Origin of the sequence: Burkholderia anthina (genome assembly GCF_001547525.1) — a bacterium.
GTDB classification, from domain to species: Bacteria; Pseudomonadota; Gammaproteobacteria; order Burkholderiales; family Burkholderiaceae; genus Burkholderia; species Burkholderia semiarida.
The window spans coordinates 544,779-567,298 of the sequence record NZ_LNJP01000003.1 but is presented as its reverse complement, the minus strand read 5'-3'; the positions used below and the strand labels follow the sequence as shown (position 1 = coordinate 567,298).

At 69.5% G+C, this 22,520-nt stretch carries 25 protein-coding genes and 1 pseudogene; 9 read left to right on the top strand and 17 right to left on the bottom strand.

The window, feature by feature from the left end; all coding sequences use genetic code 11:
• Window positions 1-9: 9 nt before the first annotated feature.
• Window positions 10-345, bottom strand: a pseudogene (locus WS64_RS34490) (transporter substrate-binding domain-containing protein); the annotation flags it as partial.
• 88 nt (window positions 346-433) lie between these two features.
• Between WS64_RS34490 and WS64_RS22875 the strand changes: the two are divergent.
• Complete coding sequence (locus WS64_RS22875) at window positions 434-853, top strand: MbcA/ParS/Xre antitoxin family protein (RefSeq protein WP_060967784.1); 420 nt, start codon at window positions 434-436, stop codon at window positions 851-853.
• Complete coding sequence (locus WS64_RS22870) at window positions 850-1,551, top strand: RES family NAD+ phosphorylase (protein WP_060967783.1); 702 nt, start codon at window positions 850-852, stop codon at window positions 1,549-1,551. Before WS64_RS22875 ends, WS64_RS22870 begins: the two co-directional genes overlap by 4 nt.
• A gap of 74 nt (window positions 1,552-1,625) precedes the next feature.
• On the opposite strand, the gene WS64_RS22865 is transcribed toward WS64_RS22870, so the two are convergent.
• Window positions 1,626-2,357 carry a metallophosphoesterase gene (locus WS64_RS22865; protein WP_060967782.1) on the bottom strand — a complete coding sequence of 244 codons (732 nt, stop codon included), beginning with the start codon at window positions 2,355-2,357 and terminating at the stop codon, window positions 1,626-1,628.
• 133 nt (window positions 2,358-2,490) lie between these two features.
• Here WS64_RS22865 and WS64_RS22860 point away from each other — a divergent pair, with 133 nt between their 5' ends.
• Window positions 2,491-3,144 carry a DUF1345 domain-containing protein gene (locus WS64_RS22860; RefSeq protein ID WP_059639115.1) on the top strand — a complete coding sequence of 218 codons (654 nt, stop codon included), beginning with the start codon at window positions 2,491-2,493 and terminating at the stop codon, window positions 3,142-3,144.
• A gap of 6 nt (window positions 3,145-3,150) precedes the next feature.
• Here WS64_RS22860 and WS64_RS22855 read toward each other — a convergent pair whose 3' ends face one another.
• Entirely contained in the window at window positions 3,151-3,819 is a 669-nt protein-coding gene (locus tag WS64_RS22855) for a glutathione S-transferase (protein WP_060968559.1), read from the bottom strand.
• Window positions 3,820-3,916: 97 nt separating this feature from the next.
• Window positions 3,917-4,624 (bottom strand): class I SAM-dependent methyltransferase, encoded by a 708-nt coding sequence (locus WS64_RS22850; protein WP_060967781.1) that lies wholly within the window; start codon window positions 4,622-4,624, stop codon window positions 3,917-3,919.
• Window positions 4,625-4,939: 315 nt separating this feature from the next.
• On the opposite strand from WS64_RS22850, the gene WS64_RS22845 reads away from it, so the two are divergent.
• The gene (locus tag WS64_RS22845; RefSeq protein ID WP_060968558.1) at window positions 4,940-6,592 is read left to right on the top strand and encodes a DUF3459 domain-containing protein; all 1,653 of its coding nucleotides are present in this window, start codon (window positions 4,940-4,942) and stop codon (window positions 6,590-6,592) included.
• Between the two features lie 77 nt (window positions 6,593-6,669).
• Here WS64_RS22845 and WS64_RS22840 read toward each other — a convergent pair whose 3' ends face one another.
• From WS64_RS22840 to WS64_RS22820, 5 genes are all read right to left on the bottom strand, one after another.
• Window positions 6,670-7,254, bottom strand: coding sequence for a thiamine phosphate synthase (locus tag WS64_RS22840; protein WP_060967780.1), 585 nt, complete (start codon window positions 7,252-7,254; stop codon window positions 6,670-6,672).
• Between the two features lie 22 nt (window positions 7,255-7,276).
• The gene (locus tag WS64_RS22835; RefSeq protein ID WP_059639118.1) at window positions 7,277-8,620 is read right to left on the bottom strand and encodes a hemolysin family protein; all 1,344 of its coding nucleotides are present in this window, start codon (window positions 8,618-8,620) and stop codon (window positions 7,277-7,279) included.
• A 77-nt stretch (window positions 8,621-8,697) separates the two neighbouring features.
• Window positions 8,698-9,477: a sensor histidine kinase gene (locus WS64_RS22830; protein WP_060967779.1), complete on the bottom strand. Its 780-nt coding sequence runs from the start codon at window positions 9,475-9,477 to the stop codon at window positions 8,698-8,700.
• Window positions 9,478-9,544: 67 nt separating this feature from the next.
• The gene (locus WS64_RS22825; protein ID WP_060968557.1) at window positions 9,545-10,468 is read right to left on the bottom strand and encodes a DMT family transporter; all 924 of its coding nucleotides are present in this window, start codon (window positions 10,466-10,468) and stop codon (window positions 9,545-9,547) included.
• A gap of 41 nt (window positions 10,469-10,509) precedes the next feature.
• A complete protein-coding gene (locus WS64_RS22820; protein ID WP_059639119.1) occupies window positions 10,510-11,367 on the bottom strand; it encodes a LysR family transcriptional regulator in 858 nt (285 codons plus the stop codon).
• Window positions 11,368-11,480: 113 nt separating this feature from the next.
• Here WS64_RS22820 and WS64_RS22815 point away from each other — a divergent pair, with 113 nt between their 5' ends.
• The 3 genes from WS64_RS22815 (at window position 11,481) to WS64_RS22805 (ending at window position 14,479) form a co-directional block, all read left to right on the top strand.
• The gene (locus tag WS64_RS22815) at window positions 11,481-11,864 is read left to right on the top strand and encodes a tautomerase family protein (protein ID WP_059639120.1); all 384 of its coding nucleotides are present in this window, start codon (window positions 11,481-11,483) and stop codon (window positions 11,862-11,864) included.
• Between the two features lie 139 nt (window positions 11,865-12,003).
• The gene (locus WS64_RS22810; protein WP_060967778.1) at window positions 12,004-13,596 is read left to right on the top strand and encodes a CHAD domain-containing protein; all 1,593 of its coding nucleotides are present in this window, start codon (window positions 12,004-12,006) and stop codon (window positions 13,594-13,596) included.
• 46 nt (window positions 13,597-13,642) lie between these two features.
• Window positions 13,643-14,479, top strand: a complete 837-nt coding sequence (locus tag WS64_RS22805; protein ID WP_060968556.1) for a TOBE domain-containing protein — start codon at window positions 13,643-13,645, stop codon at window positions 14,477-14,479.
• A 188-nt stretch (window positions 14,480-14,667) separates the two neighbouring features.
• Here the strand turns inward: WS64_RS22805 and WS64_RS22800 are convergent, their stop codons facing one another.
• The 4 genes from WS64_RS22800 to WS64_RS22785 all read right to left on the bottom strand — a co-directional run bounded on the left by WS64_RS22800 (window position 14,668) and on the right by WS64_RS22785 (window position 17,741).
• A complete protein-coding gene (locus WS64_RS22800; protein WP_060967777.1) occupies window positions 14,668-15,369 on the bottom strand; it encodes a sulfate/molybdate ABC transporter ATP-binding protein in 702 nt (233 codons plus the stop codon).
• A gap of 64 nt (window positions 15,370-15,433) precedes the next feature.
• The gene (gene modB, locus WS64_RS22795) at window positions 15,434-16,111 is read right to left on the bottom strand and encodes a molybdate ABC transporter permease subunit (RefSeq protein WP_060967776.1); all 678 of its coding nucleotides are present in this window, start codon (window positions 16,109-16,111) and stop codon (window positions 15,434-15,436) included.
• A 10-nt stretch (window positions 16,112-16,121) separates the two neighbouring features.
• A complete protein-coding gene (gene modA, locus WS64_RS22790; protein WP_060967775.1) occupies window positions 16,122-16,916 on the bottom strand; it encodes a molybdate ABC transporter substrate-binding protein in 795 nt (264 codons plus the stop codon).
• Window positions 16,917-17,042: 126 nt separating this feature from the next.
• A complete protein-coding gene (locus WS64_RS22785; RefSeq protein WP_059639125.1) occupies window positions 17,043-17,741 on the bottom strand; it encodes a phosphatase PAP2 family protein in 699 nt (232 codons plus the stop codon).
• Between the two features lie 259 nt (window positions 17,742-18,000).
• On the opposite strand from WS64_RS22785, the gene WS64_RS22780 reads away from it, so the two are divergent.
• Window positions 18,001-19,107 carry an extracellular catalytic domain type 1 short-chain-length polyhydroxyalkanoate depolymerase gene (locus WS64_RS22780; RefSeq protein WP_060967774.1) on the top strand — a complete coding sequence of 369 codons (1,107 nt, stop codon included), beginning with the start codon at window positions 18,001-18,003 and terminating at the stop codon, window positions 19,105-19,107.
• 80 nt (window positions 19,108-19,187) lie between these two features.
• The gene (locus WS64_RS33335; RefSeq protein ID WP_069618521.1) at window positions 19,188-19,364 is read left to right on the top strand and encodes a DUF3563 family protein; all 177 of its coding nucleotides are present in this window, start codon (window positions 19,188-19,190) and stop codon (window positions 19,362-19,364) included.
• Window positions 19,365-19,474: 110 nt separating this feature from the next.
• Here the strand turns inward: WS64_RS33335 and WS64_RS22775 are convergent, their stop codons facing one another.
• The 4 genes from WS64_RS22775 to WS64_RS22760 form a co-directional block, all read right to left on the bottom strand.
• Window positions 19,475-19,894, bottom strand: coding sequence for an organic hydroperoxide resistance protein (locus WS64_RS22775; RefSeq protein WP_059582963.1), 420 nt, complete (start codon window positions 19,892-19,894; stop codon window positions 19,475-19,477).
• A 154-nt stretch (window positions 19,895-20,048) separates the two neighbouring features.
• Entirely contained in the window at window positions 20,049-20,501 is a 453-nt protein-coding gene (locus WS64_RS22770) for a MarR family winged helix-turn-helix transcriptional regulator (RefSeq protein WP_060967773.1), read from the bottom strand.
• A gap of 185 nt (window positions 20,502-20,686) precedes the next feature.
• Window positions 20,687-21,496: a BPSS1780 family membrane protein gene (locus tag WS64_RS22765; protein WP_060967772.1), complete on the bottom strand. Its 810-nt coding sequence runs from the start codon at window positions 21,494-21,496 to the stop codon at window positions 20,687-20,689.
• Entirely contained in the window at window positions 21,487-22,485 is a 999-nt protein-coding gene (locus tag WS64_RS22760; RefSeq protein WP_060967771.1) for a homoserine kinase, read from the bottom strand. The genes WS64_RS22765 and WS64_RS22760 overlap by 10 nt, the downstream gene beginning before the upstream one ends.
• Window positions 22,486-22,520 lie beyond the last annotated feature (35 nt).

Genomic DNA, 22,520 nt, shown 5'->3' with positions numbered 1-22,520 from the left:
TTTCAACCGCCGTAGCGCCGCGTCGAGGCGGCCGGCGATCAGGTCGGCATACACGCCGTCCTGGTTCTGGTACGACACGGCGTTCGCGCCGTGCTTGCCCCAGTACGCCTTCGCGTACGTCTCCTGTGTCGTGCCCTGCTCGACGCCGGTCGACTTGCCCTTCAGCGATTCGGCGGTCGGCAGCAGCGACGAGCCTTTCTTCACGACGAGCCGCGTCGGCGGGTTGTAGATCTTCGTCGTGAAGCCGATCTGCTGCGCGCGCCGCGGCGTGATCGACACCGACGACAGCACCGCGTCGAACTTCTTCGCCTTCAGCGCCGGAATCATTCCGTCGAAATCGTTCTCGGGCACGAGCACGATCGATGGTGCGACCCTTGCAAAAATACAGGAATGGACTAATCTTGTTAGTAAATTCGTTTCGAGACTAACGATCATGTCACAGCCTGCCTATGAATCGCATTCCGCCGTGCCGCGCGCTTCGGTCGCGCAGATGTCGGCGGCCGGCCTGCGTGCATTTTTCAACATCGCGCGCGACTGGGAACTGACGATCGACGAGCAGATCGTGCTGCTCGGCTCGCCCGGCCGGTCGACGTTCTTCAAGTGGAAGGCCGCGCCGGAATCGGCGCGCCTGCCGCGCGATACGCTCGAGCGGCTATCGCTCCTGCTCGGCATCTACAAGGGGTTGCAGATCCTGCTGCCGCAACCCGCCGCGGCCGATGCATGGATCAAGCGGCCCAACGATGCGGCGCCGTTCGGCGGCAAGCGCGCGCTCGACCGGATGCTGGCCGGCAACGTCGGCGATCTGGTGGCCGTCCGGCAATATCTCGACGCGATGCGGGGCGGCTGGGCGTGACGATCCCGACCGAAGTGATCCGGTGGCCCACGACCACCGTCGACTGGGCGCCCGCCTATCGTGTGATTCCCACCCGTTTTCCGGCCATCAACCTGTTCGATCGCGTCGCGTCGGCGGACGATTTCGACGCGCTCTACGCGCTCGAATCGCTGACCAACGACCGCATCCGCAACGAAGTCGGCACGCTCGACCTCGTGCCGCCCGCCGAGCGTCGCTACGGGCAAGGCTGGGGGCCGATCATGGCCGCATTCACGCACCTGAATCCGCTGGGCAGCCGCTTTTCCGACGGCAGCTACGGCGTGTTCTACTGCACCCGCTCGCGCGACACGGCGATCGCCGAAACGCGCTATCACAGCGGGCTGTTCCTCGCCGCGACGAAGGAGCCGCCGATGCGCCAGCAGATGCGGCTCTATACCGTGTTCGCGCACGGCGACGTCGCCGACGTGCGCACGTGGCCGCAGCGCGATCCCGCGTTGCTGGATCCGGCCGACTACAGCGTCGGGCAGGCATTCGGCCGCGCGGTGCGCAATGCAGGCGGCGCGGGGATTCTCTATCCGTCGGTGCGCGACCCGCGCGGCGAGTGTCTCGCCGCGTTCCGCACGACGCTGCTGCGCGACTGCCAGCATGCGGCCTATCTCGAATACAACTGGAACGGCTCGGCCGTCGATGCGGTGTTCGAACTGAATCAGGTCGGCTAGCGTTCGCCTGGCCCGGGCCGGCCCGGCTTGGCCGGGCGGGCTGGGCGCGGTGTGCCGTTGCGCGGCCCGGCGCGTCAGGGCAGCGGCCAGTCGCCTGCGCGGCGTTCGCGCGCTTCGGCCTGCGTCATCGACCACGTGCGGCCGGTGCGCGGCTCGGCGAGCGTCAGCCGCCCGGCCGGCGCGAACGCACCCGTGTCGATGAACCATTGGGCGCCGATCCGCTGCGGCGCACGCACGGGCGTGTGCCCGGTGCACGTCAGCGACAGCCCGGCCTGCCACCCGGGATCCGCCAGCCCCTGCACGAGATCGCGCCCCCAGATCAGCCGCTCGCGCACGTCGTGCGCATAACTGCCCGTATCGAGATCCGCATCCGAGCCGAAGAATTCGGCATGCAGCACGTTGAAGCGCGCGGGGCCGTCGCCGATCACGCGCACGAGCGGCAGCGCGTCGACGCGCGCCGCATGCGCGCGCAGCCGCTCCGGCGGCAGCTCGGCCCCCCAGTCGCCGCCGATGTCGCGCCACGCGTCGAGTGGCAGCTTGCCGTGCGCGACGAGGCTCAGCACTTCCTCGTGATTGCCGCGCACGACGTGGCACCACGGCCGGTCGAGCAGGTCGAGCGCGGTTTCGGAGGCCGGGCCGCGGTCGACGAGATCGCCGACCGAAAACAGCCGGTCGCGGGCCGGATCGAAGCGGACGTCGTGCAGCAGCGCGCGCAGCACGTCGACGCAGCCGTGCAGGTCGCCGACGACGAAGTCGCGGCCGGCCGTGTTCGCGGGATGGCGGCAGAGCAGGGCGGTGGCGGTCATCCCCTTATCTTAGGCGCTCGCGCCCATCGCCACGCCACGATGGAATGAGGATAATCGGGGCGCGTTACCTGCCGGCGCGGCGGCTCTCCCGCGCACCGGCCGAATCCTTTCCATCCGCTTTCGGAATCACACGATGACGTTTTATCCGCAGGTATTACGCAACCGGCCGCGCATGGTCGCGGCATTCGTCGCCGGCGTGCTGTGCGCGGTGGTGCTGCCGTTTCCGCTGCGTCCGACCGCGCGCGCGCTGATCGGCTGGGATTGCGCGGTCTGGCTGTATCTGGTGCTGATGTGGGTGCGCATGGTCACCGCGCATCATCACAAGGTGCGCGAAGTCGCGATCCGCGAGGACGAAAACGCGACGACCGTGCTGACCGTCGTGTGCCTCGCCACCGTCGCGAGCGTGGCGGCGATCGCGATCGAACTCGCGACCGCCAGGAGCGTCGGCTTCAGCGCGGGGCTCAGCCACTACGCGATCACGGGCGCGACGCTGTTCGGCGCCTGGTTCCTGATCCCGACGATCTTCACGCTGCACTATGCGCGGCTCTATTACGGCTCGCCGAGCAGCGATCGCGCGCTCCGTTTCCCGGACCAGCACCCCGAGCCCGATTACTGGGATTTCCTGTATTTCGCGTTTACGCTCGCGGTCGCGTCGCAGACGGCCGACGTGTCCCTCGCGAACCGTTCCGCGCGCCGTTCGGTGCTCGCGCAGTCGATCCTGTCGTTCTACTTCAACATGGCCGTGCTCGGCTTGTCGATCAACGTCGCGGCGGGATTGCTGAGCTGACGCCGGTTACCTGAGCACGTCGTACCGGCCGCCGCGTTCCAGCGCACGCCGGTACGCAGGCCGCGCATGGATCGTGTCGAGAAAGCGCGCGATCGCGGGATACCGGCTGCCGCCGCCACGCGCGGTCGCGGCTTCGAGCGGAAAGCTCATCTGGATGTCGGCCGCGCTGAAGCCGTCGCCGACGAACCAGCCGGTGCGCGCCAGCGCGCCGTCGACGTGGCCGAGATGCAGGTCGATCTGCGGATCGACGAAACCCGACTGCAGCGTCGCGGCGATCTTGCGCGCGATCGGCCGCGCGAAGAACGGCATCGGCGCATGCGCGATCCGCAGCGCGACGAGCTTGAGCAGCAGCGGCGGCATCGCCGACCCTTCCGCGTAGTGCAGCCAGTATGTGTAGTCGTAGCGCTCGGGTGAGCCGGGCGGCGGCGCGAGCCGCCCGTCGCCGTAGCGTGCGACCAGGTATTCGATGATCGCGCCCGATTCGGCGAAGGTGCGCCCGTCGTCGGTCACGACGGGCGACTTGCCGAGCGGATGAATCGCGCGCAATTCGGCCGGCGCGAGCATCGTCTTCGGATCGCGTTCGTAGCGCACGATCTCGTACGGCACATCCAGTTCTTCGAGCAGCCAGAGCACGCGCTGCGAACGCGAGTTGTTCAGGTGATGGACGGTGAGCATGTCGACGCCGGAAGGGGGCGGGAACGACATCATACCGAGCGCGGGCGGCGCGTTCGCGAATGGCGTGATGCGTGCCGTCGCACGTCGCGTCGAACCGTCACGCGCGCCGCACCGCGATCCACGCGCCCCAGAACAGGCTCGCGAAAAAACGCAGCGGCGCATCGAAGCCTGCCTCGCGCAGCAGCGCGAACACGGCTTCCTCGGACGCGGGCGGATCGGCGCCCTGCAGGATCTTCGCGAGTTGCGCGCGCACGGCGTCGGGCGTGGCGCCCTTCATGCGCCAGCGTTGCTGCCACGCATCGAGCAGGCGCGGATGATCCGCGTAGCGGCGATGGTTGCCGGCGAGCACGAGCGGCGCGCCGGGCTTCAGGCGTCGCGCGATCGCGCGCAGCAGCGCGGCTTTCGCGTCGTCGCCCGGTACGTGATGCAGCACGCCGATCAGCGTCGCGCCGTCGAACGCGGGTGCGTCGGGCAACGCGTCGACGGCATCCTCGACGAACGTCGTCCGCGCGCCGAAACCCGCGGCTTCGACGTTCGAGCGCGCGAGCGCGAGCATCGGCGCCGACGGGTCGACGGCCGTGAATTGCCAGCCCGGTTCCAGCGCGGCCGCGACGCAGATTTCCTGGCCCGTGCCGCCGGCGCCCGCGACGAGCATCCGTGCATCGGCCGCACCGATCGCCGACGCGAGCATGCACGCGGCGAGTTCGTGGCAGGCATCGTAGCCGGCGAGCGCGATGCGCGATTGCTCGGCATATTCGTGTGCGCGTGATGGATCGAATTTCGCGGCGCTGGCGGGAAGTGACATGGCGGAGTGCTCGGGTCGGGGCGGACGACGTGTCCGCGAACGTGACGCAGAGCGTATGTGCGCGAGGCCGGCGCAACAAGGCGAGCGGTCATTCCGGTATGCCGACTACCCGACTCGCCGGCGCGTGCCGGCCGGCGGTTACGACGGCTGGTTTGCCGGGGTCGATTCGCATTTAAAAATGTCTGACCACGCTGCATCGCGGCGGCAAATCCGGCGCATACTCGTTTCTCCCCCCGCCTGGCCTTCGCATGCCGGGCCCCGATGCGCTGCGCCATTGGCGCGGCCATGCCGCTCGGTACGCACGAGGAGCGCATGATGTCCGATTGTCCGCACGATCCGTACGCGCAGCACTACATCCACTGCTTGCCGTTTGGCGCGCAGCCCTGCGGCGCGCTCTGCACGACGCCGCGCACGCATTTCCGCGTGTGGGCGCCCGGCAGCACGCACGTCGAGCTCGAACTCGATACCGGCTACGGCCCGACGCTCATCCCGATGACGAGTGCCGGCCCGAACTGGTTCGAAGTCTTCGTCGATTGCGGCGCGGGCGCGCGATACCGCTATCGTCTCGACGATACCGTATCGATTCCCGATCCCGCGTCGCGCTCGCAACCCGAAGGGCTCAACGGCCCGAGCGAGGTCGTCGATCCGCGCGCGTTCACGTGGCGCAATACGTTCTGGCACGGGCGCGCGTGGGAGGACATCGCGCTCTATGCGATCCGCCCGCACGCGGTGGGCGGCTTCGACGGCGTGCGCCGCCGCCTGCCGCGGCTCGCGCGCCTCGGCGTGACCGCGCTGGAGTTGCTCGCGTCGCCGCACGACAGCCTGCCGTTCGCGCCGCTCGCGGCCGAAGGCGGCCCGGCCGCGTTGAAGGCGCTGATCGACGACGCGCACGGCTACGGTCTCGCGGTGCTGCTCGAGCTCGACTATGCGCGCTTCGGCAGCGGCACCGATGCGCTTCGCCACTACGCGGGGCCGTTCTTCCATACGCGCGACGATCCGTTGCAGGCCGCGCCGCTCGCGCTCGATCATCCGGAAGTGTGCGATTTCTTCTGCGACAACGCGCTGTACTGGATCGACGAATACCGCTGCGACGGGCTGCGCCTGCGCGAAGCCGACCGGATCGGCGTGTCGTGGCTGCGCGAGATCGCGGATCGCGTGCGCGCCGCCGTGCCGGCCGACCGGCTGATCCACCTCGTGCTCGGCAGCGAGCGGCATCCGGCGCATCTCGCCGATACCCATTTCGATGCGCAGTGGAACGGGTGCGGCGAGCGTGCGCTGCACCGGCTCACGGGGCGCGACACGTCGGCGCATGAAGGCATTTCCACGCATCAGTCGATTCACACGCTCGCCCGCGCGCTGACCGCGGCCGGCGCGGCGTACCAGCCGGCCGCATCGGCGGACGGAATGGCCGCCGAAGGCGGCCTGTCGCTGACGTCGCTCGTGCTGTCCGATGGCGCCTGGCGCGACACCGGCCCGGGCGACAGCGGGCAGGCGGCCGGCCTGGCCGCGCTCGCGCTGTCGCTGCTCACGCCGCAGATCCCGCTGATCTTCGACGAAACCGCGCGCGACATCGATCGTGCGCATTTCGTGCAGTCGGCGCTCGCGGTGCGCGCGAAGCTGATCGCGCCCAGGCTGTCCGATTGCCGGCCGCAGGAAGCCCATGCGCTGAAGGCGGACGGCGACGGCGATGCCGACGCGCTGTGCGCATCGTGGCGGCTTGCCGACGACGAGACGTTGACGATCGCGTTGAATCTGTCGCCCGATGCGGTGCCGTTCGACGCGCCGGGCGGGCGGGTGGTGTTCGAGACGCCGGCGCGCGCGCGCGACCGGGTCGATGAAGGGGAGTTGCCGCCGTATTCGCTGGTCGCGTGGCTGACCGGCGACGTCAACCACTATGCGCTGACGCACGACGTGCGTCGCATCGACGACGGTTCATGGCGCGCGATGCGTCCGCACCTGAACGCATGAACGCATGAACGCATGAACGCCTGAGTCGATGAACGTGTGAAGCGGCGGGGCCGGCAGCGCTGCCGGAGGGGGCCGAATTACCAGAACCCGCGAATGCCCGCGATCCCGTACGCGCCGTGACGGCGCGCGTCGTCGAGGTGTGCATGCGTCAGGCCGCCGAGCGCGAACACGGGCATCGCGGCCTGTGCGGCCAGCATGCCGAATTGCGCCCAGCCGAGCGTCGGCGCGCCGGGATGACTCAACGTGGGCAGCACCGGCGACAGCGTGACGAAATCCGCGCCGGCGCGCGCGGCCAGCAGCAGATCTTCCGGTGAGTGGCACGCGGCGGACACCCATCGTCCGGCCGGCAGCGGCCGTTGCGCGACAGCGCGCAACGCGGCGCCGTCGAGATGCCAGCCGGCGCCGTCGAGCCGCATCACGCCGGCTGCCTCGATCGGGCCGTTCAGCATCAGGTGCGCGCCGGCCGCGTCGCAGCGCGCGAGCGCCGCGGCGGCCAGCGACGCGAACGCGGCCGCGTCGAGCGATTTGACACGCAGTTGCACGAGCGCTTCGCCGCGCGCGAGCACGGCCGACAGCCGGTCGAGGAACGCGGCCCGATCGGCCGCCGACGCGGACGCCGGTTCCGGCGTGATCACGCAGCAGCGCGGCAGCGGCGCGTTCATCGCGCGATGCGACGCGCGGCCGTCATTCGTCGGCCTCCTTCGCGATCTTCGGATAGACGCGTACGAGCACGATGCGCGGCCCGTTCATCTTCTTCACGACGATGTCGAAGCGGTCGAACGACACGCGCTGCCCTTCGGTCGGCAGGTCGCTGAGCGCCTGGATCACGAGGCCGCCGACCGACTCCGCGCGGCCTTCGTCGATGTCGATGCCGAGCGCCTGCTCGAGCGACACGACGGGCAGGCTGCCCTTGCCCATCAGCGTGCCGTCGTCGAGGCGGCTCCAGTCGGCGTCGCCCTGGCGGAATTCGTCGTGGATCTGGCCGACCAGCGCGCCGAGCAGGTTGTCGAGCGTCAGGAAGCCGATCGGCTTCTCGCCCTTGCTGCCGACCAGCGCGAAGTGCGGGGCGCCCTTGCGGAAGCGGCGGAACAGCTCCAGCGCCGGCGTATCGGGCTTCACGTACTGGACCGGGCGCACGTAGTCGGAGAGATCCTCGAGCGCGGCGCCCGCGTGACGCGCGAGCAGCAGGTCCTTCAGGTGGATCAGCCCGCTCACCTGTTCGCGCGACGCATCCTCGAACAGCGGATAACGGCTGAAGCGGTGCCGCGCGACGATCTCCATGTTGTCGGGCAGCGGCAGGTCGCGCCGCAGGCCGATCATTTCATGGGCCGGCCGCATCAGGTCCGACACGGTCATCGACGAAAAATCGAGCGAATGCGCGAGCGTGTTCCACTCGTCGTTGCTGTACGTGCCGCGCGCCGGCTGCGCCGCATTGCCGGCCGCGCTGCGGCGGCTGCGCAGGATCAGCTTCAGCTCGTCGGTCGAATAGTGCGCGTCGCCGCCGTGGTCGGCCGACAGCCCCGCGAGCCGCAGCACCGCGTTGGCGCTGGTGTTGAGCACCCAGATCGCCGGATACATCGCCCAGTAGAACGCATAGAGCGGCAGCGCGACCCACAGGCCGACCTTCTCCGACTGGCGGATCGCCATCGATTTCGGCGCCAGTTCGCCGACGACGATGTGCAAAAACGAGATCAGCGAGAACGCGAACACGAGCGAGATCAGGTGCACGATGCGTTCGGACTCGACGCCGATCAGGTCGAGCAGCGGGCCGATCAGTTGCGCGAACGCAGGTTCGCCGACCCAGCCGAGGCCGAGCGACGCGAGCGTGATGCCGAGCTGGCACGCGGAAAGATATGCGTCGAGCCGGCCGTGCACGAGGCCGAGGATGCGCCCGCGCAGGCCGTGCTTGCGGGCGAGGGTCTTGACGCGCGTTGCGCGGAGTTTGACGAGGCCGAATTCGGCCGCAACGAAGAACCCGTTCAGGGCCACCAGGAACAACGCGCCGATGAGCGCGAAGATCTGTAACAAAGAATCGCTCCGGTTATGACAGGCCCGTCAGTATAGGGCCCGGAAAGGAAGTTGTAATGTTTCGGGCGGCCGACCGCTTACACCGGCGCCTCGCACGGAATCGAGAACGTGATGGTGGCGGGCGCGCCGTCGGCGAACGCGTCGTGCGCGAACGTGCCGCCGTGCGCGAGTGCGACGCGCTGGCACAGCGCCAGCGTCCACGCGCTGCGTTTCGCGTCGCGCTCGCGCAGCATCTCGCGCCGCGCGAACGATTCGAATACGTGCGGCCGCGCGGGATCGACGAGCACGTCGGCGTTCACGGTGCACGTGGCGCGCGCGGTGAACTGCGCGCCGTCGCGTGTGCAGGCGAACGCGACGCGGCTGCCCGCGGCGCTGGCCTCGACGGCTGTCGTCAGCAGGGTCCAGAGCGCCTGCGCGACGCGTTCGCGATCGACGGCGATCGACGGCTCGCCGTCCGGCAGCGTCGCGTCGAGCGCGACCTCGCGTGCGTCGGCGAGCGCGAAGCGCACGAGCGCCAGCGTGTCGTCGAGCAGCGCGCGCGCCGCGAACCGCTGCGGCGCGAGCGCGAGCGTGCGCGTTTGCGCGCGCGGCGCGTCGAGCACGTCGTCGATCAGCGCGACCTGCTGGTCGATGCCGGTGCGGATGCCCGCGAGCGCGCGCTGCAGGTTCGGATCGGCATTGGCGAGCTGGCGTTCGAGCACGTAGGCCCAGCTGTGCATCGCATTCAGCGGGCTGCGCAGGTCGTGCGACGCGGTGGAGAGCGCCTGGTCGCGCAGGAACAGCGCCGCCTGGGCGGCGTAGTGCGCTGCGCGTTCGCGCAGCAGGTCGGCGGCGGGATCGACGGAATGGGGCGTCACGGAGCTGGCCTGTCGGAAGCGGTTGGCGTAAGGGTCACGCGAATCGTCATTATAGGGACGGTGGCGATCACGCCGGCAGCGCGTCCTCGTCCTTTTTCCGCGCGGCGCCGTTCGGCAGCAACTGGCACGCGAGCAGGCCGGCCAGCATCAGCGCGCAGCCGACGAGCGCGCGCAGCGTCAGCGCTTCGCCGAGCGCGGCCCACCCGGCGATCGCCGCGAACACGCCTTCCATGCTGAAGATCACGGCCGCGTGCGCGGGCGCCGCGTCGCGTTGCGCGACGACCTGCAGCGTATAGCCGACGCCGACCGACAGCAGCCCGCCGTACAGCAGCGTGGGCAGCGCGCCGCGCAGCATCGCGACGCTGACCGGCTCGACCGCCAGGCCGACGGCGAGGCACGCCACGCCGCACATGGCGAACTGCAGGAACGCGAGCACGAGCGGATCGTGGCGTTTCGCGAGATGGCCGACCGCCATCACGTGCGCGGCGATGATGACGGCGCCCGCGAGCTGGAACCAGTCGCCGTAGAGCACCGAGAAGTGCTCGTCGATGCTCAGGAAATACAGGCCGATCGCGGCCAGCAACGCACCGAACCACGTGCCCGCGCCGATCCGGTGCCGCGCGAACACGCCCATCAGCGGCACGATCACGACGTACAGCGAGCTGATGAAGCCGGCATTGGCGATCCGCGTGTATTGCAGGCCGACCTGCTGCAGCGAGATCGACACGGCGAGCAGCCCGCCGAGCGCGAGGCCCGGCAGCAGCAGCGCCGGGCCGCGGCGGATCGCCGCGAGCTGCGCGCGCGACGCCGGATTCAGCATCAGCAGCGGCGCCAGCACGAGCGCGCCGAGCAGGAAGCGCAGCCCGGTGAACAGGAACGGCCCGATCACGTCGAGGCTCAGGCGTTGCGCGACGAACGCGGAGCCCCAGATCGCGGCGGCGCCGAGCATCAGCAGGTTGGCGCGGAGGTGCTTGCGGGCGTCGGGCTTCATCGGCATTCGTCTGGAGATTGCGGGCGGCGGAACCCGCGAGTTTACGCCGAGATTGCCAGGCTGTCGGCAAACCTGCGCAGCGCGGCGGCGGCCCGGGCGTCCCGGACGCGCGAATACAGCACGACCTGCGACTGCGGCAGCACCGGCAGCCCGAATTTCGCGCCGACGTCGACCAGCGTGCGCGGGGCGACGCGCCGTGCGAGCGGGCAGACGGCCAGCCCCGCCGCGGCGGCGGCCGAGACCGCCGCGACTCCGCCGCCCGTGAAGCGCTCGCGCCACGGCAGCCCCGCGCGGTCGAGCGCGCGCAGCGCGGCCGCCCGCACGCCGCAGGGGCCGGCCAGCACCGCGAGCGGCAGCGGCTCGCCCGCGCGCGGCGCCCAGTCGGGCGCGGCGAGCCACGCCAGCGGCTCGGTGAACAGCAGCGTGCCGTCGTCGCGCGGCGGGTCTTCGCCGGGCTCGTGCCGGACGATCACCGCGTCGAACCGCCGTTCGTCGTATTGCGGGAGCAGGCTCGTCGACGCCCCGAGATGCATTTCCAGCGACAGCCCCGGATCCTGGCGGTGCAGGCTCGTGAGCACGGCCGGCAGGTCGGGCACCGCGACGTGCTCGCTGACGCCGAGCGACAGGCGCACCGTGCCGGTCGAGATCGCGCCGAGCGCATGCTCGTGCGCGTCGAGCAGCGCGCGGGCGGCCGGCAGGAAATGCTCGCCGTCGGCGGCCAGCTTGACGACGCGCGGCGTGCGCGCCAGCAGCGGCTTGCCGAGGTGGGCTTCCAATCGTTTCAGCTTCAGGCTGACGGCCGATTGCGTGGTGCCGAGCGCATCGGCGGCGCGCGTGAAGCTCGCGAGATCGGCGACCAGCACGAACGCGCGGACGGCATCGAGATCGAGTACTTTCATTTCCAATGAAAATTGATGAAATATTGATCAATGACTGTTCATTATAGATCGGCCGGCCTAACCTGACGCCGTGTTTTCGTTCTTCAACGTCATTCACCGACAGGAGCAGGACCATGCCATTCACCCGTATCGCCGTACGCGAAGGCAAACCGGCCGCCTACCGCGCGGCACTCGTCGACGGCGTGCATCGCGCGCTGATGCAGACGTTCAACGTGCCCGAGGACGACATCTTCATGGTCGTGACCGAGCATGCGGCCGAGAACTTCGTGTTCGGCCGTCATTACTACGATATCGAACGCAGCGACGATCTCGTGATGATCCAGATCACCGCGAACAACACGCGCACGCTCGAGCAGAAGCGGGCGCTGTACCGGACGATCGCCGAGAACCTCGCGCAACAGCCGGGCGTGCGGCAGGAAGACGTCTTCATCAGTCTTGTCGAGGTGCTGAAGGAGAACTGGTCGTTCGGCAACGGCATCGCGCAATACGCGGTCTGACGCGCCGGCTTGATCCGCCACGGCGCGACGGGGCCGGATCGGCGCCTGCGCGTTTGGGCGGCGTGTACTATGGAAGCTGCTTCACGAGCGACGCCGGCGCGGTCGATGCGCCGGCGATCCTTGATGTGCGGGAGCCTCCATGTCGCGTGCGCTGGAAATCGTGTTGTCGTTGTCGCTGGAAGGATGGCCGGGAAAGGGCGCGGGCCGCACCCGCGGTGCGCAGCGCGACTTCGGCGCCGAGCTCGTGCGTGCGTGGCGGATCTGCCCGCAGGTCCGGATGCGGCGCGGCCACGAGCGCGTGACGATCGAGCCGTGCCAGATCGACGAGGCCGAGCGCAGCCCCGGCGCGAGCTGGTGGACCTGGGTCGAATCGAACGCGCATGGCACGCGGGTCGTCGCGTCGCGCACCGAAACGTTCGCCCCCGGCGTCACGCAGCGCGAGCTGTTCGACGCGGAGCACGCGGGCATCGTCGTCGCGACGCCGCTGCCGATACCGGCGTCGGCCGCCGAAATCGACGGCGTTGCACCGGACACCGACGAAGCGCGATCCCAGGCAGCGGCGCCGCGCATCGTCAGCGAACGGCGGCGCGGGCGCTGGGCCGACGACAGCGGCGTCGTGGTCGAAATGACGCTCGACGACATCACGCTGCACGGCGGCGGCGAGCCGCCGCGCCGCTACGTCGAGCTGCGCCTGGCCGCGCCCGACTGGGAAACCGTTGCCGCGCGCACGGCCGCGCTGCACGCGCTGTTCGCCGCGGCGCGCGAACTGAGCGGCGCATGGCCCGCGTTCGTGCAACTGACGAGCGTGATCGACCGCGCCTGCGCGGGCGGCTCGGTGGCCGCCGTGCTGGTCAAGGCACGGCCCGTCGACCTGACCGGCATCCGCACGCAGCGCGCCGCGCTGTTCGCGCTGGCCGGCGACATCACCGCGCAGTGGCTCGGCAACGAGTGCGGCGTGCTCGATCGCGACGATCCCGAATTCGTCCACCAGATGCGCGTCGCGCTGCGCCGCCTGCGCACGCTGATGCGCTTCTTCCCACGCTTCACCGACCGTCGATGGAAGGACACGCTCGGCGTCGACCTGCGCTGGCTCGCCGCCCTGCTCGGCACGGTGCGCGACTGGGACGTGTTCGCGACCGAGAGCCTGCCTGCGCTGATCGCGGCCGACGGCGGCGGCAGTGCGTGGGACGGCACGCTCGACGCGGCCCGCGCGCAGTCGATGGCCGCGCGCGTCGAGCTGCGGCAGGCGCTGCATTCGGCCCGCTATGCGCGGCTGACGCTCGGCTGGCTCGAATGGCTGGGCACGCTCGCGCTGCCGGCGGCCGACGGCGACGACGCGCCGTCGCTGCGGCGTCACGCGACCAAGCGCGTGCGGCGGCTGTTCGGTCATCTCTACGGCTCGCCGTCGCTCACGTCGCTCGACACGGCGGCACGCCATCAGGTGCGGATCGATGCGAAGCGGCTGCGTTACGCGCTCGAATTCTTCGCGTCGCTGGCGTCGCGCCGCACGCGCAACGAGACGGTCAAGACGCTGGCGCGCGTGCAGGGCGTGCTCGGCGAGGCGAACGACGCGATGGTCGCGCTTCACCATCTCGAGCAACTGGGGGCGCCGCCGTATCAGCTCGGTTTCGTGCGCGGCTACGGCGCCGCGCTCGAACAGCGCGCGGCGCGCGACGCCGAAGCGCTGCTGGCCAGCCTGCGGCCGCCGAAGCTCGACGGCAAGCCGGGCTGAGCGCCGCCTCTATAATGGCCGCCCGTTTTCCATACGCATGCCGATGATGACCGACGCCCCGCATTCTTCCTCGTCCACCGGACCGCTCGAACTGGGCGGCGAGCTGTGGTTGCGCGCCGGCGAACAGACGCTCGGCGGCGCGACGCGCATCGCGCTGCTCGCGGCGATCGGCGACACCGGTTCGATCACGCGCGCGGCCAAGGCCGTCGGCCTCAGCTACAAGGCCGCGTGGGACGCGGTCGACACGATGAACAATCTCGCCGGCGAGCCGCTCGTCGCGCGTGCGACGGGTGGCAAGGGCGGCGGCGGCACGACGCTGACGCCGCGCGCGACGTCGCTGATCGCCGCGTTCCGCACGATCGAGCGCGAGCATCGCCGCTTCATCGAGGCGGCGAGCGCGGCCGTAGCCGGCTTCGACGTCGACTGGGCGCTGATCGGCCGGATCGGGATGAAGACGAGCGCGCGCAACCAGTGGTTCGGCAAGGTTGCGTCGATCGTGCGCGGCACCGTCAACGACGAGGTGACGCTTGTGCTGCCTGGCGGGCAAGCCGTCGTCGCCGTGCTGACGCACGAAAGCGCCGACGCGCTCGGGCTGCGGGAAGGCGAGCCCGCGTGCGCGCTGGTGAAGGCGTCGTGGGTCGTGCTCGCGGTCGACGATGGCGGGCCCGACCTGAAAGTTTCCGCGCGCAACCGGCTGCACGGCAGCGTGGAAGCCGTCGCGGCGGGCGCGGTGAACAGCGAGGTGACGCTGGCGCTCGACGGCGGCGGAACGCTGACGGCCGTCGTGACCAACGACAGCGTCGATGCGTTGCAGCTCGACGCGGGCCGGCGGGCCATCGCGCTGTTCAAGGCGTCGAGCGTGATTCTGGCGGTGACGGGCTGACCCGGCGGGCAGCGCGAGCGCGGCACTCGCTTGCCGGCGCCCGTCGTGCGAGGGACGGGGCGAAGCCGCTGCCGCCCGCGTGCGCATTGCACCGGCTTCGTTTTCCGCTATCGGCATGTGTCGCGACGCGGCTTCTCCCGGGCTCCAACGTGGCGGCAAACGCCACGATCACGGCCACGGCCGCGTGCTCACGAGACGCGCGTCGGCCACTCCGCGTGCGGCGAACTCGCCTGTACGCGTCCTTCGCTCAACTGCACGACCTGGTCGCCGAACGCGGCGACGTCGTCGGGGTCGTGCGAGATCAGCACCATCGGGATGTCGAGCCGCGCCTGCAGTTCGGCGAGCTCGTGACGCATGCGCTGGCGCATCGCGCCGTCGAGCGCCGCGAACGGTTCGTCGAGCAGCAGGATGCGCGGCTGCGCGACCAGCGCGCGCGCGAGCGCGACGCGCTGCTTCTGCCCGCCCGATAGCTGCGACGGATATTGCCCCGCGAGCGATTCGAGGTCGAACGCGCGCAGCCAGTACGCGACTTCCGGCGGCACCGTCCTCGCGCGCGGGTTGCGCAGCCCGGACGTGAGCCCGAACGCGATGTTCTGCCGCACGTTCAGATGCGGAAACAGCGCGTAGTCCTGGAACAGGTACGCGACACGGCGTTCGCGGGTCGGCACGTCGATGCGGCGCGCGGCGTCGAACAGCGGCTCGCCGTTCAGCGTGATCGTGCCTGCGTCGGGCGTCAGCAGCCCGGCGATCGCCTGCAGCGTCATGCTCTTGCCCGCGCCGGACGGCCCGAACAGCACGACGCGCTGCGTCGTCGCCGTGAACGACACATCGAGCGCGAAGCGGCGCTCGGCGTTCGCGTAGGTCTTGCGGATGTCGACGACGAGGCTCATGTGGGCCTCCGCCGAAGCGGGCCAGCTGCCGGGCGGCGCCGGCGATGCGGACAGGGCACGCGCTTCATGTCGGTTGGCTCCGCCGTGCGCGCGACGGTACGAGCCAGCCGGTCGCGAGCAGCACCAGCACGCAGGTGATCGACGTCACCAGCACGAGGAAATTGGCCGTGTTGTCGTCGCCGGCCTGCACGGCCGCGTAGATCGCGACCGACAGCGTCTGCGTGCGGCCGGGCAGGTTGCCGGCGATCATGAGCGTCGCGCCGAATTCGCCGAGCGCGCGCGCGAACGCGAGCAGCGCCCCCGCGAGAATCCCGCGCGTGGCGAGCGGCAGCGTCACGCGGAAGAACACCGCCACTTCGCCGAGCCCGAGCGTGCGCGCGGCGCGCTCGAGATGCGGATCGACGCCTTCGAACGCCGCGCGCGCCGATTTCAGGATCAGCGGAAACGCGACGACCATCGACGCGATCACCGCGCCTTGCCACGTAAACACCAGCTCGATGCCGAACGTGTCGAGCCACGCGCCGAATACGCCGCGCCGGCCGAGCAGCACGAGCAGGTAATAGCCGAGCACCGTCGGCGGCAGCACGAGCGGCAGCGTCAGCACGGCATCGACGACGTCGCGCAGCGGCGAGCGCCAGCGCGCGAGCACGAACGCGGCCGCGACGCCGAGCACGACGTCGAGCGCGGTCGCCCAGCCGGCAACCTTCAGCGACAGCAGTAGCGGGACCCAGGCGTCTTGCATCGCGAGTCGCTCACCGGGCGGGCTTGAAGCCGAACGTCGACAGCACGGCCTGGCCCTGCGGCGACGCGACGAAATCGATGAACGACTGCGCCTGCGCGGCGTGGCGGCTGTCCTTGACCACCGCGATCGGGTAGGTGATGGCCGTCCGGGTCGGCACCGTCAGCGCGACTTTCACGCGGCCCGGCATGATCGCGGCGTCGGTACCGAACACGAAGCCCGCGTCGACCTCGCCGCGCGCGACGTAGTCGAGGCTCTGGCGCACGTTGGCGGCCAGCACGCCTTTCGCGCTGACCGCCTCCCACACGCCGGCCGCGCGCAGCGCGCCCTCGGTGTAGCGGCCGACCGGCACCGACGCCGGGTCGCCGTATGCGATGCGTTTCACGCCGGGCGCGGCCAGGTCGTTCAGCGATGTCGGCGCGGCCGCGTGGCTGTCGGCCGGCACGATCAGCACCAGCGAGTTCGCCGCGAAATCGCGGCGTGTGCCGGGCGCGATCACCTTTTCGTTCACCGCGCGATCCATCGCCTTCTGGTCGGCCGATGCGAACACGTCGGCCGGCGCGCCCTTGGCGATCTGCTGCATCAGCACGTCCGATGCGCCGAAGTTGAGCAGCACCCTGGTGCCTGGATGCTGCTTCTCGTACGCGTCGCCGACGGCCTTGAACGCGTTCGTCAGGCTGGCGGCGGCCGACACGACCAGTTCGTCGGCGGCCCAAGCGGGCGCGCTGAACGCGAACCCGGCGGCAAGCGCGGCCAGCGGCAGCAGGCGAAGCAGGGTGCGGCGAAGCGGACGGACGGTTGAGCGCATGGCGATTCGTTTTGAACGGGAGGAAACCGTAATCGTAATATAGGGCGGGTTATAACGCTCGGCATACTGCTCATGCGGCGGTGCGCATAAATGGTCGGACGTGAAAAGGAGCGGCCCGGCAGCCGGTCACGCGTGAAGCGTATGCGGCGCCGATTCGGTGCGCTGCAGCGACGACGGCTGCGACGCGGGATGGTAGTTCGGGTTGGCCTTCCAGCGCGCGCGGACGAACGGGCGCTCGTGCCCCGACAGTTCCAGCGCGACCTTGGTGACCCAGCGGTGTGACGGCACCGTGATGCCGTGCAGCGCCACGGTGACGAGCGCGAGGCTCGCGACGACCGCGGGCACCGACCAGCGGTGCGGCACCGCGCGCCACGAGCCGGCGATGAACGTGAGCGCGGCGAGCGCGCCGACGATGCAGCCGGTGATCGATTCGGACGGCGAATGCGCGTCGAGCGCGACGCGCGACACGCCGACCGCGATGCCGGCCGCCAGCCCGAGCGCGATGCCGGCGATCCGCAGCGGCGTGCGCGCGCGGATCAGCGCGAGGAAAATCGCGACCGGATACACCGACGTCGACAGCATCGCATGGCCGCTGAACCCGGTGAAATCCCACGCGCGGATGCCGATGCCCCAGCCGAGGAACGCGATCTTCGTGAGCGCCACCACGCCGATCGCGGCCGCGAGCACGCCGAGCCATGCGGCCGCGCGTTGCCACGAATAGCCGAGCGCGAGCCACACGGCAATCGTGATCGCGAGCGGCAAGGTCAGGCCGGCGCCGCCGAACGCGGTGATCATGATCCACAGATGAGAGGGCAGGTCGAACATCGGGAAGGGGACGAACGAGGGCGGGGAGAATGCTTAAATCAACGCGCGAGCCGGGCAGAACGACTACAACGGATACAAGCGGCGAAACCCCAGTATAGCGCCGCGTCCGCATGAGGCCCGTTTTTTGCGCCGCCGGGAACTATCGGCGCGCAGGAAAAATCCCAGAAACAATGTTATGGTGCATTGCACAAAGTTGAACGGTGCACCCATTGCGGCGCTTTCATGGCGCCCCTATTTTTCCTGACTGCGAGCCCGATCGATGACCAAAAGTCTGACCAAGGTATGGCTGGGCGGCATGAAACGCATGCTGTCTCCGGCCGCCAAGCGCGGCGCGCGCGATGCGCAACGCATCGCACGCGACGCACTCGAGGCCGCCTCTCCCGCCGTGTCCGATCTGTCCCCGCCACGCGAATCGCGCGTACGGCCGCGCGCGGCCGCGTGGGCGGCGGGCGAGTGGACACGCGGCGAACATCCGATGACGCCCGCGCTCGGGCGGCTGGTCCAGAACCTCGCGTACGGGCTCTACGTACCCCCCGGCCGGCGGCGCGGCGCGATGCCGCTCGTCGTGATGCTGCACGGATGTCAGCAGTCGGCGGATGAATTCGCGCAGGGCACGCGGATGAACCTGCTGGCCGACAAGCACGGCTTCGCGGTGCTGTATCCGGAACAGTCGCTGCGCGCGCACGCGCACGGCTGCTGGCACTGGTATGAAGACACCGACCGCGCGGGGCGCGGCGAGGCGGACACGGTGGCGTCGCTGGTCGACGCGTTGGTCGACGAGCACGGTTTCGACGCGTCGCGCGTCTACGTCGCCGGGCTGTCGGCCGGCGCGGGGCTCGCGTCGCTTCTTGCACTGCACCATCCGGAGCGCTTCGCGGCGATCGCGTTGCACTCGGGCCCCGCGCTCGGCGAGGCGAACTCCGGCATTACCGCGATGGACGTGATGCGGCGCGGCCTGCGCCAGAACCCGGCCGCGGCGGTCGATGCGCTGGTCGATACCGGTGCGTATCCGGGCATGCCCGTGCTGATCGTCCAGGGCGACGGCGATCATGTCGTCGCGCCGAAGAATGCCGATCAACTGACCGTGCAGTTCATGCGCCTGAACGGGCTTGCCGACAGCCGCGGTGCGCTGCGCGGCGGCGAGCGCGTCGAGACGCGCGAAACGGGCGTGCAGATCACCGATGTGTGTCGCGACGGCGAGCCGGTCGTGCGGCTGTGTCACGTGAAAGGGCTCGCCCACGCGTGGGCCGGCGGCGACGAAGCCGTGCCGTTTCACGCGGCGGTCGGCCCCGACGCAAGCGCGATGATCTGGTCCTTTTTCGAAATCTATCGCCGCACTGTGGCGACGGAACGACGCACCGTCTGATCGATGCTGGTCAAAGCCTAGGGTTTTCCCTATAATTCGGGAAAACCCTAGTCCAGAACCTTTGAACAGCGAGATCGACCATGTACCTGCTGAGCCACCTCTTCCTGATGCTGACCAAGAACGCCGAAAAGGCCGCGAAAGAGCGCGCCGACGCGTACCTGGCCGAAGCCACCGACATCTACGATCTCGAATTCCGCATGCGCAAGATCGATCGCGACGCGGCAATGAACCGCCCGTATTCGATCGGCGCGCGCTAAGCAGCGCACGCGGGCCTTGCCGGCCCGCCAGTTCGACGAATCGCGCAAAAGGGCGCGTGCGGCACGATGCCGCACGCGCCCTTTTTGCATCCTGCCGGAACCTGCGGCCGTCAGACGAGCGTCAGCCGCACCGGCACGTTGTTGCGCGTGGCGTTCGAATACGGGCACACGTGGTGCGCCTTGTCGACCAGCGCCTGCGCGTCGGCCTTGTCGAGCCCCGGCAGCGACACGCGCAGCTCGATGTCGAGCCCGAAGCCGCCTGCGTCGTTCGGGCCGATGCCCACCTCCGCCGTGACTTGCGTGTCGGCCGGCAGCGTCTGCTTGTTCTGGCCCGCGACGAATTTCATCGCGCTCAGGAAACAGGCCGAGTAACCTGCGGCAAACAGCTGCTCCGGATTCGTGCCTTCCGCACCCGTGCCGCCGAGTTCGCGCGGCGCGGCCAGCTTCACTTCCAGCTTGTGGTCGGCGGAAACCGCGCGGCCGTCGCGGCCGCCCGTGCTCGTGGCGCTGGTCTTGTACAGAATGTTCATCGTGCTGCTCCTGTCGGGAAGAGAGGGAGAAAGCGGTCCGGTCGGACGGGGTGTCGCCGGCCACGAAGCAAATATAGAACACAAATTATTAGTGTGCAAATTAAATTTCGAAGAAAAAGCCCGGCACGCCGGGCGGTCGATCCGAGCTCGAGCGTCAGCGTTCGTTGGCCGCCGACAAAGCGTCGCGCAACTGCTGGAGATCGGCGCGCAGCCTGATCAGGAATTCGGGTGTCTGTTGCATCGCGCAAAAGAGGTCGGCGGGCACCGAGCGCGCGCGCTCCTTCAGCGCACGGCCTTCCGGCGTCACCCGCACGTTGACGACGCGTTCGTCGGTCGCGCTTCGCACGCGCTCGACGTAGCCGAGTGCCTCCAGCCGCTTGAGCAGCGGCGTGACCGTGGCCGGATCGAGGTCGAGCCGCGCGGCGATGTCCTTCACGGCCATGTCGTCGCGCTCCCACAGCACGAGCATCGCGAGATATTGGGGATAGGTCAGCGACAGCTTGTCGAGCAGCGGCTTGTACGCCTTCGTCATCGCGTGCGAAGTCGAATAAAGCGCGAAGCAGAGTTGCTCGTCGAGTGTCTGGGGCAGCGCGGGCAGGCGATCCATGGTTCGGGAAGCGCATCGGATGCGCGAACGATTTGCACACGAATTATTTTGCGCGCAAAAGGTTTGGCTGAACAGGGGGCCGGCGGGCAGTCGATATGGAAAAAGGGGGAGATCAGAAGCGCGCCGGCGACGACCGGGGGCCGAACAGCGGAGCGGCCGGCGACATGCGCCGGCCGGAAGCAGGATCAGCGGCCCGACATCGTCGTCGTCGCGCCCGGTTCCTGCACACCGAAGCAGCCGCGATAGGTCGCGTAGAACGAGCAGTACAGCATCGTGACGATGATGATCGTCACCGGCATCATGATCGTCAGCGCATACGCCCCCGCGCCCAGCGCTTGCAGCAGCAGCGACAGCGCGAGCGACGTGCCGAGCGCGACGGCGAACCACAGCACGCCGTACACGACGAACGCGCCGCGATTGCGCCAGCAGCTGACGACGCTGAAGAACAGCGCCTTCGCGGGCGGGACGTCATGCCATGCGACCAGCACCGGCGCGAACCAGAACAGCATCGCGACCGGCAGATAGAGCAGCGTCGCGAAGAACAGCGCGCCGAGCGCGCCTTGCGCGGCGAGCGTCTCGGGCGTCGTGTTCGCTTCGTCGGCCGCGTCCATCATCATGTGGAACAGCGCGCCACCGTCCACGAACGACGAAGCGGCGAACACCAGCACCATCGACGCGACGTAGATCATGCCGAGCGCGAGCAGCCGCTGGGTCGCGACGGTGCCGTACGAGCGAAAGCCGTCCACGAGGATCGTTGGCATCACGGTCTTGCCGGCCACCGTGTCGCGGCATGCGGCCATGAAGCCGACCGCGATGCCGGGAATGAACACCAGCGGCAGCGCCGAGCCGATCACGGGCACCATCGACACCAGCGTGATCGCGAGCAGGTACGTGAAGAACAGCGTGATGAACGCGAGCGGATTCCGGCGGAACAGCCAGATGCCTTGACGGAACCAGACATAGCCCGTTTTGGCGGGCACTTCGATCAGTTGCATGCGGTTTGGATCTCGGGAAGCGCGGGCGTATGCGCGATACGCTCACGCAGAATGCGTTCGAAATGGCCGGGGTCGTGCGGCTTGAGCATCTCGGCCGCGCGCGGCAGGTAGAAGTCGTACAGGCGCGACACCCAGAAGCGGTACGCGCCGGCGCGCAGCATGTCGCTCCAGTGGCGGCGCTCCTCGGCCGTGAACGGCCGAACCGTCTGGTACGCGCGCAGCAGCGCATCGGCGCGCGCGGCGTCGAGCGCGCCGGTCGCGAGGTCGACGCACCAGTCGTTGACGGTGACCGCGACGTCGAACAGCCACTTGTCGCAGCCCGCGAAATAGAAGTCGAAGAAACCGCCAAGCCGGACGTCGTGGCCGGTGCCGGGCGCCGCGTGCGCGAACAGCACGTTGTCGCGGAACAGGTCGCAATGGCATGGGCCGGCCGGCAGCGCCGCATAGTCGTCCGACGCGAAGAAGCCGGCCTGGTGCGCGAGCTCGCCTTCGAGCAGCGTGCGTTGCGCGTCCGTGATGAACGGCACGATGGCCGGCACGTTCTCCTGCCACCACGGCAGGCTGCGCAGGTTCGGCTGGCTGCGCGGATAGTCGCGCCCCGCGAGATGCAGGCGCGCGAGCATCTGCCCGACCTCGATGCAGTGTTCGACCCCGGGCGCGAGTTCCGCCGCGCCGTCGAGCTTCGTGACGATCGTGGCCGGCTTGCCGTGCAGCTCGCCGAACAGCGCGCCGTCGTCACGCGGGACCGGGTCCGGCACGGGCACGCCGTGGGCGGCCAGATGGCGCATCAGGTCGAGGTAGAACGGCAATTGCTGCGCCGTGAGCTTTTCGAAGATCGTGAGGACGTATTCGCCGCGCGTCGTCGTCAGGAAGAAATTGCTGTTTTCGATACCGGACGGAATGCCGCGGAACGCCAGCACGTCGCCCAGTTCGTAGTGGCGCATCCATTGCGCGAGATCGGAGTCGGAAACAGCGGTGAAAACGGCCATGCGGGATGCGTCGGTCAGGGTGTCGGCACGCGGGC

Bases quoted from the DNA above. Each gene is read 5' to 3' on its own strand.
- modB (WP_060967776.1), bottom strand. From the start codon at position 16,111: ATGCAAGACGCCTGGGTCCCGCTACTGCTGTCGCTGAAGGTTGCCGGC.
- WS64_RS22855 (WP_060968559.1), bottom strand. From the start codon at position 3,819: ATGCTCACCGTCCATCACCTGAACAACTCGCGTTCGCAGCGCGTGCTC.
- modA (WP_060967775.1), bottom strand. From the start codon at position 16,916: ATGCGCTCAACCGTCCGTCCGCTTCGCCGCACCCTGCTTCGCCTGCTG.
- WS64_RS22875 (WP_060967784.1), top strand. From the start codon at position 434: ATGTCACAGCCTGCCTATGAATCGCATTCCGCCGTGCCGCGCGCTTCG.
- WS64_RS22800 (WP_060967777.1), bottom strand. From the start codon at position 15,369: ATGAGCCTCGTCGTCGACATCCGCAAGACCTACGCGAACGCCGAGCGC.
- WS64_RS33335 (WP_069618521.1), top strand. From the start codon at position 19,188: ATGTACCTGCTGAGCCACCTCTTCCTGATGCTGACCAAGAACGCCGAA.
- WS64_RS22810 (WP_060967778.1), top strand. From the start codon at position 12,004: ATGTCGCGTGCGCTGGAAATCGTGTTGTCGTTGTCGCTGGAAGGATGG.
- WS64_RS22775 (WP_059582963.1), bottom strand. From the start codon at position 19,894: ATGAACATTCTGTACAAGACCAGCGCCACGAGCACGGGCGGCCGCGAC.
- WS64_RS22860 (WP_059639115.1), top strand. From the start codon at position 2,491: ATGACGTTTTATCCGCAGGTATTACGCAACCGGCCGCGCATGGTCGCG.
- WS64_RS22780 (WP_060967774.1), top strand. From the start codon at position 18,001: ATGACCAAAAGTCTGACCAAGGTATGGCTGGGCGGCATGAAACGCATG.
- WS64_RS22770 (WP_060967773.1), bottom strand. From the start codon at position 20,501: ATGGATCGCCTGCCCGCGCTGCCCCAGACACTCGACGAGCAACTCTGC.
- WS64_RS22815 (WP_059639120.1), top strand. From the start codon at position 11,481: ATGCCATTCACCCGTATCGCCGTACGCGAAGGCAAACCGGCCGCCTAC.
- WS64_RS22850 (WP_060967781.1), bottom strand. From the start codon at position 4,624: ATGTCACTTCCCGCCAGCGCCGCGAAATTCGATCCATCACGCGCACAC.
- WS64_RS22820 (WP_059639119.1), bottom strand. From the start codon at position 11,367: ATGAAAGTACTCGATCTCGATGCCGTCCGCGCGTTCGTGCTGGTCGCC.
- WS64_RS22825 (WP_060968557.1), bottom strand. From the start codon at position 10,468: ATGAAGCCCGACGCCCGCAAGCACCTCCGCGCCAACCTGCTGATGCTC.
- WS64_RS22845 (WP_060968558.1), top strand. From the start codon at position 4,940: ATGTCCGATTGTCCGCACGATCCGTACGCGCAGCACTACATCCACTGC.
- WS64_RS22760 (WP_060967771.1), bottom strand. From the start codon at position 22,485: ATGGCCGTTTTCACCGCTGTTTCCGACTCCGATCTCGCGCAATGGATG.
- WS64_RS22865 (WP_060967782.1), bottom strand. From the start codon at position 2,357: ATGACCGCCACCGCCCTGCTCTGCCGCCATCCCGCGAACACGGCCGGC.
- WS64_RS22785 (WP_059639125.1), bottom strand. From the start codon at position 17,741: ATGTTCGACCTGCCCTCTCATCTGTGGATCATGATCACCGCGTTCGGC.
- WS64_RS22765 (WP_060967772.1), bottom strand. From the start codon at position 21,496: ATGCAACTGATCGAAGTGCCCGCCAAAACGGGCTATGTCTGGTTCCGT.
- WS64_RS22805 (WP_060968556.1), top strand. From the start codon at position 13,643: ATGACCGACGCCCCGCATTCTTCCTCGTCCACCGGACCGCTCGAACTG.
- WS64_RS22840 (WP_060967780.1), bottom strand. From the start codon at position 7,254: ATGAACGCGCCGCTGCCGCGCTGCTGCGTGATCACGCCGGAACCGGCG.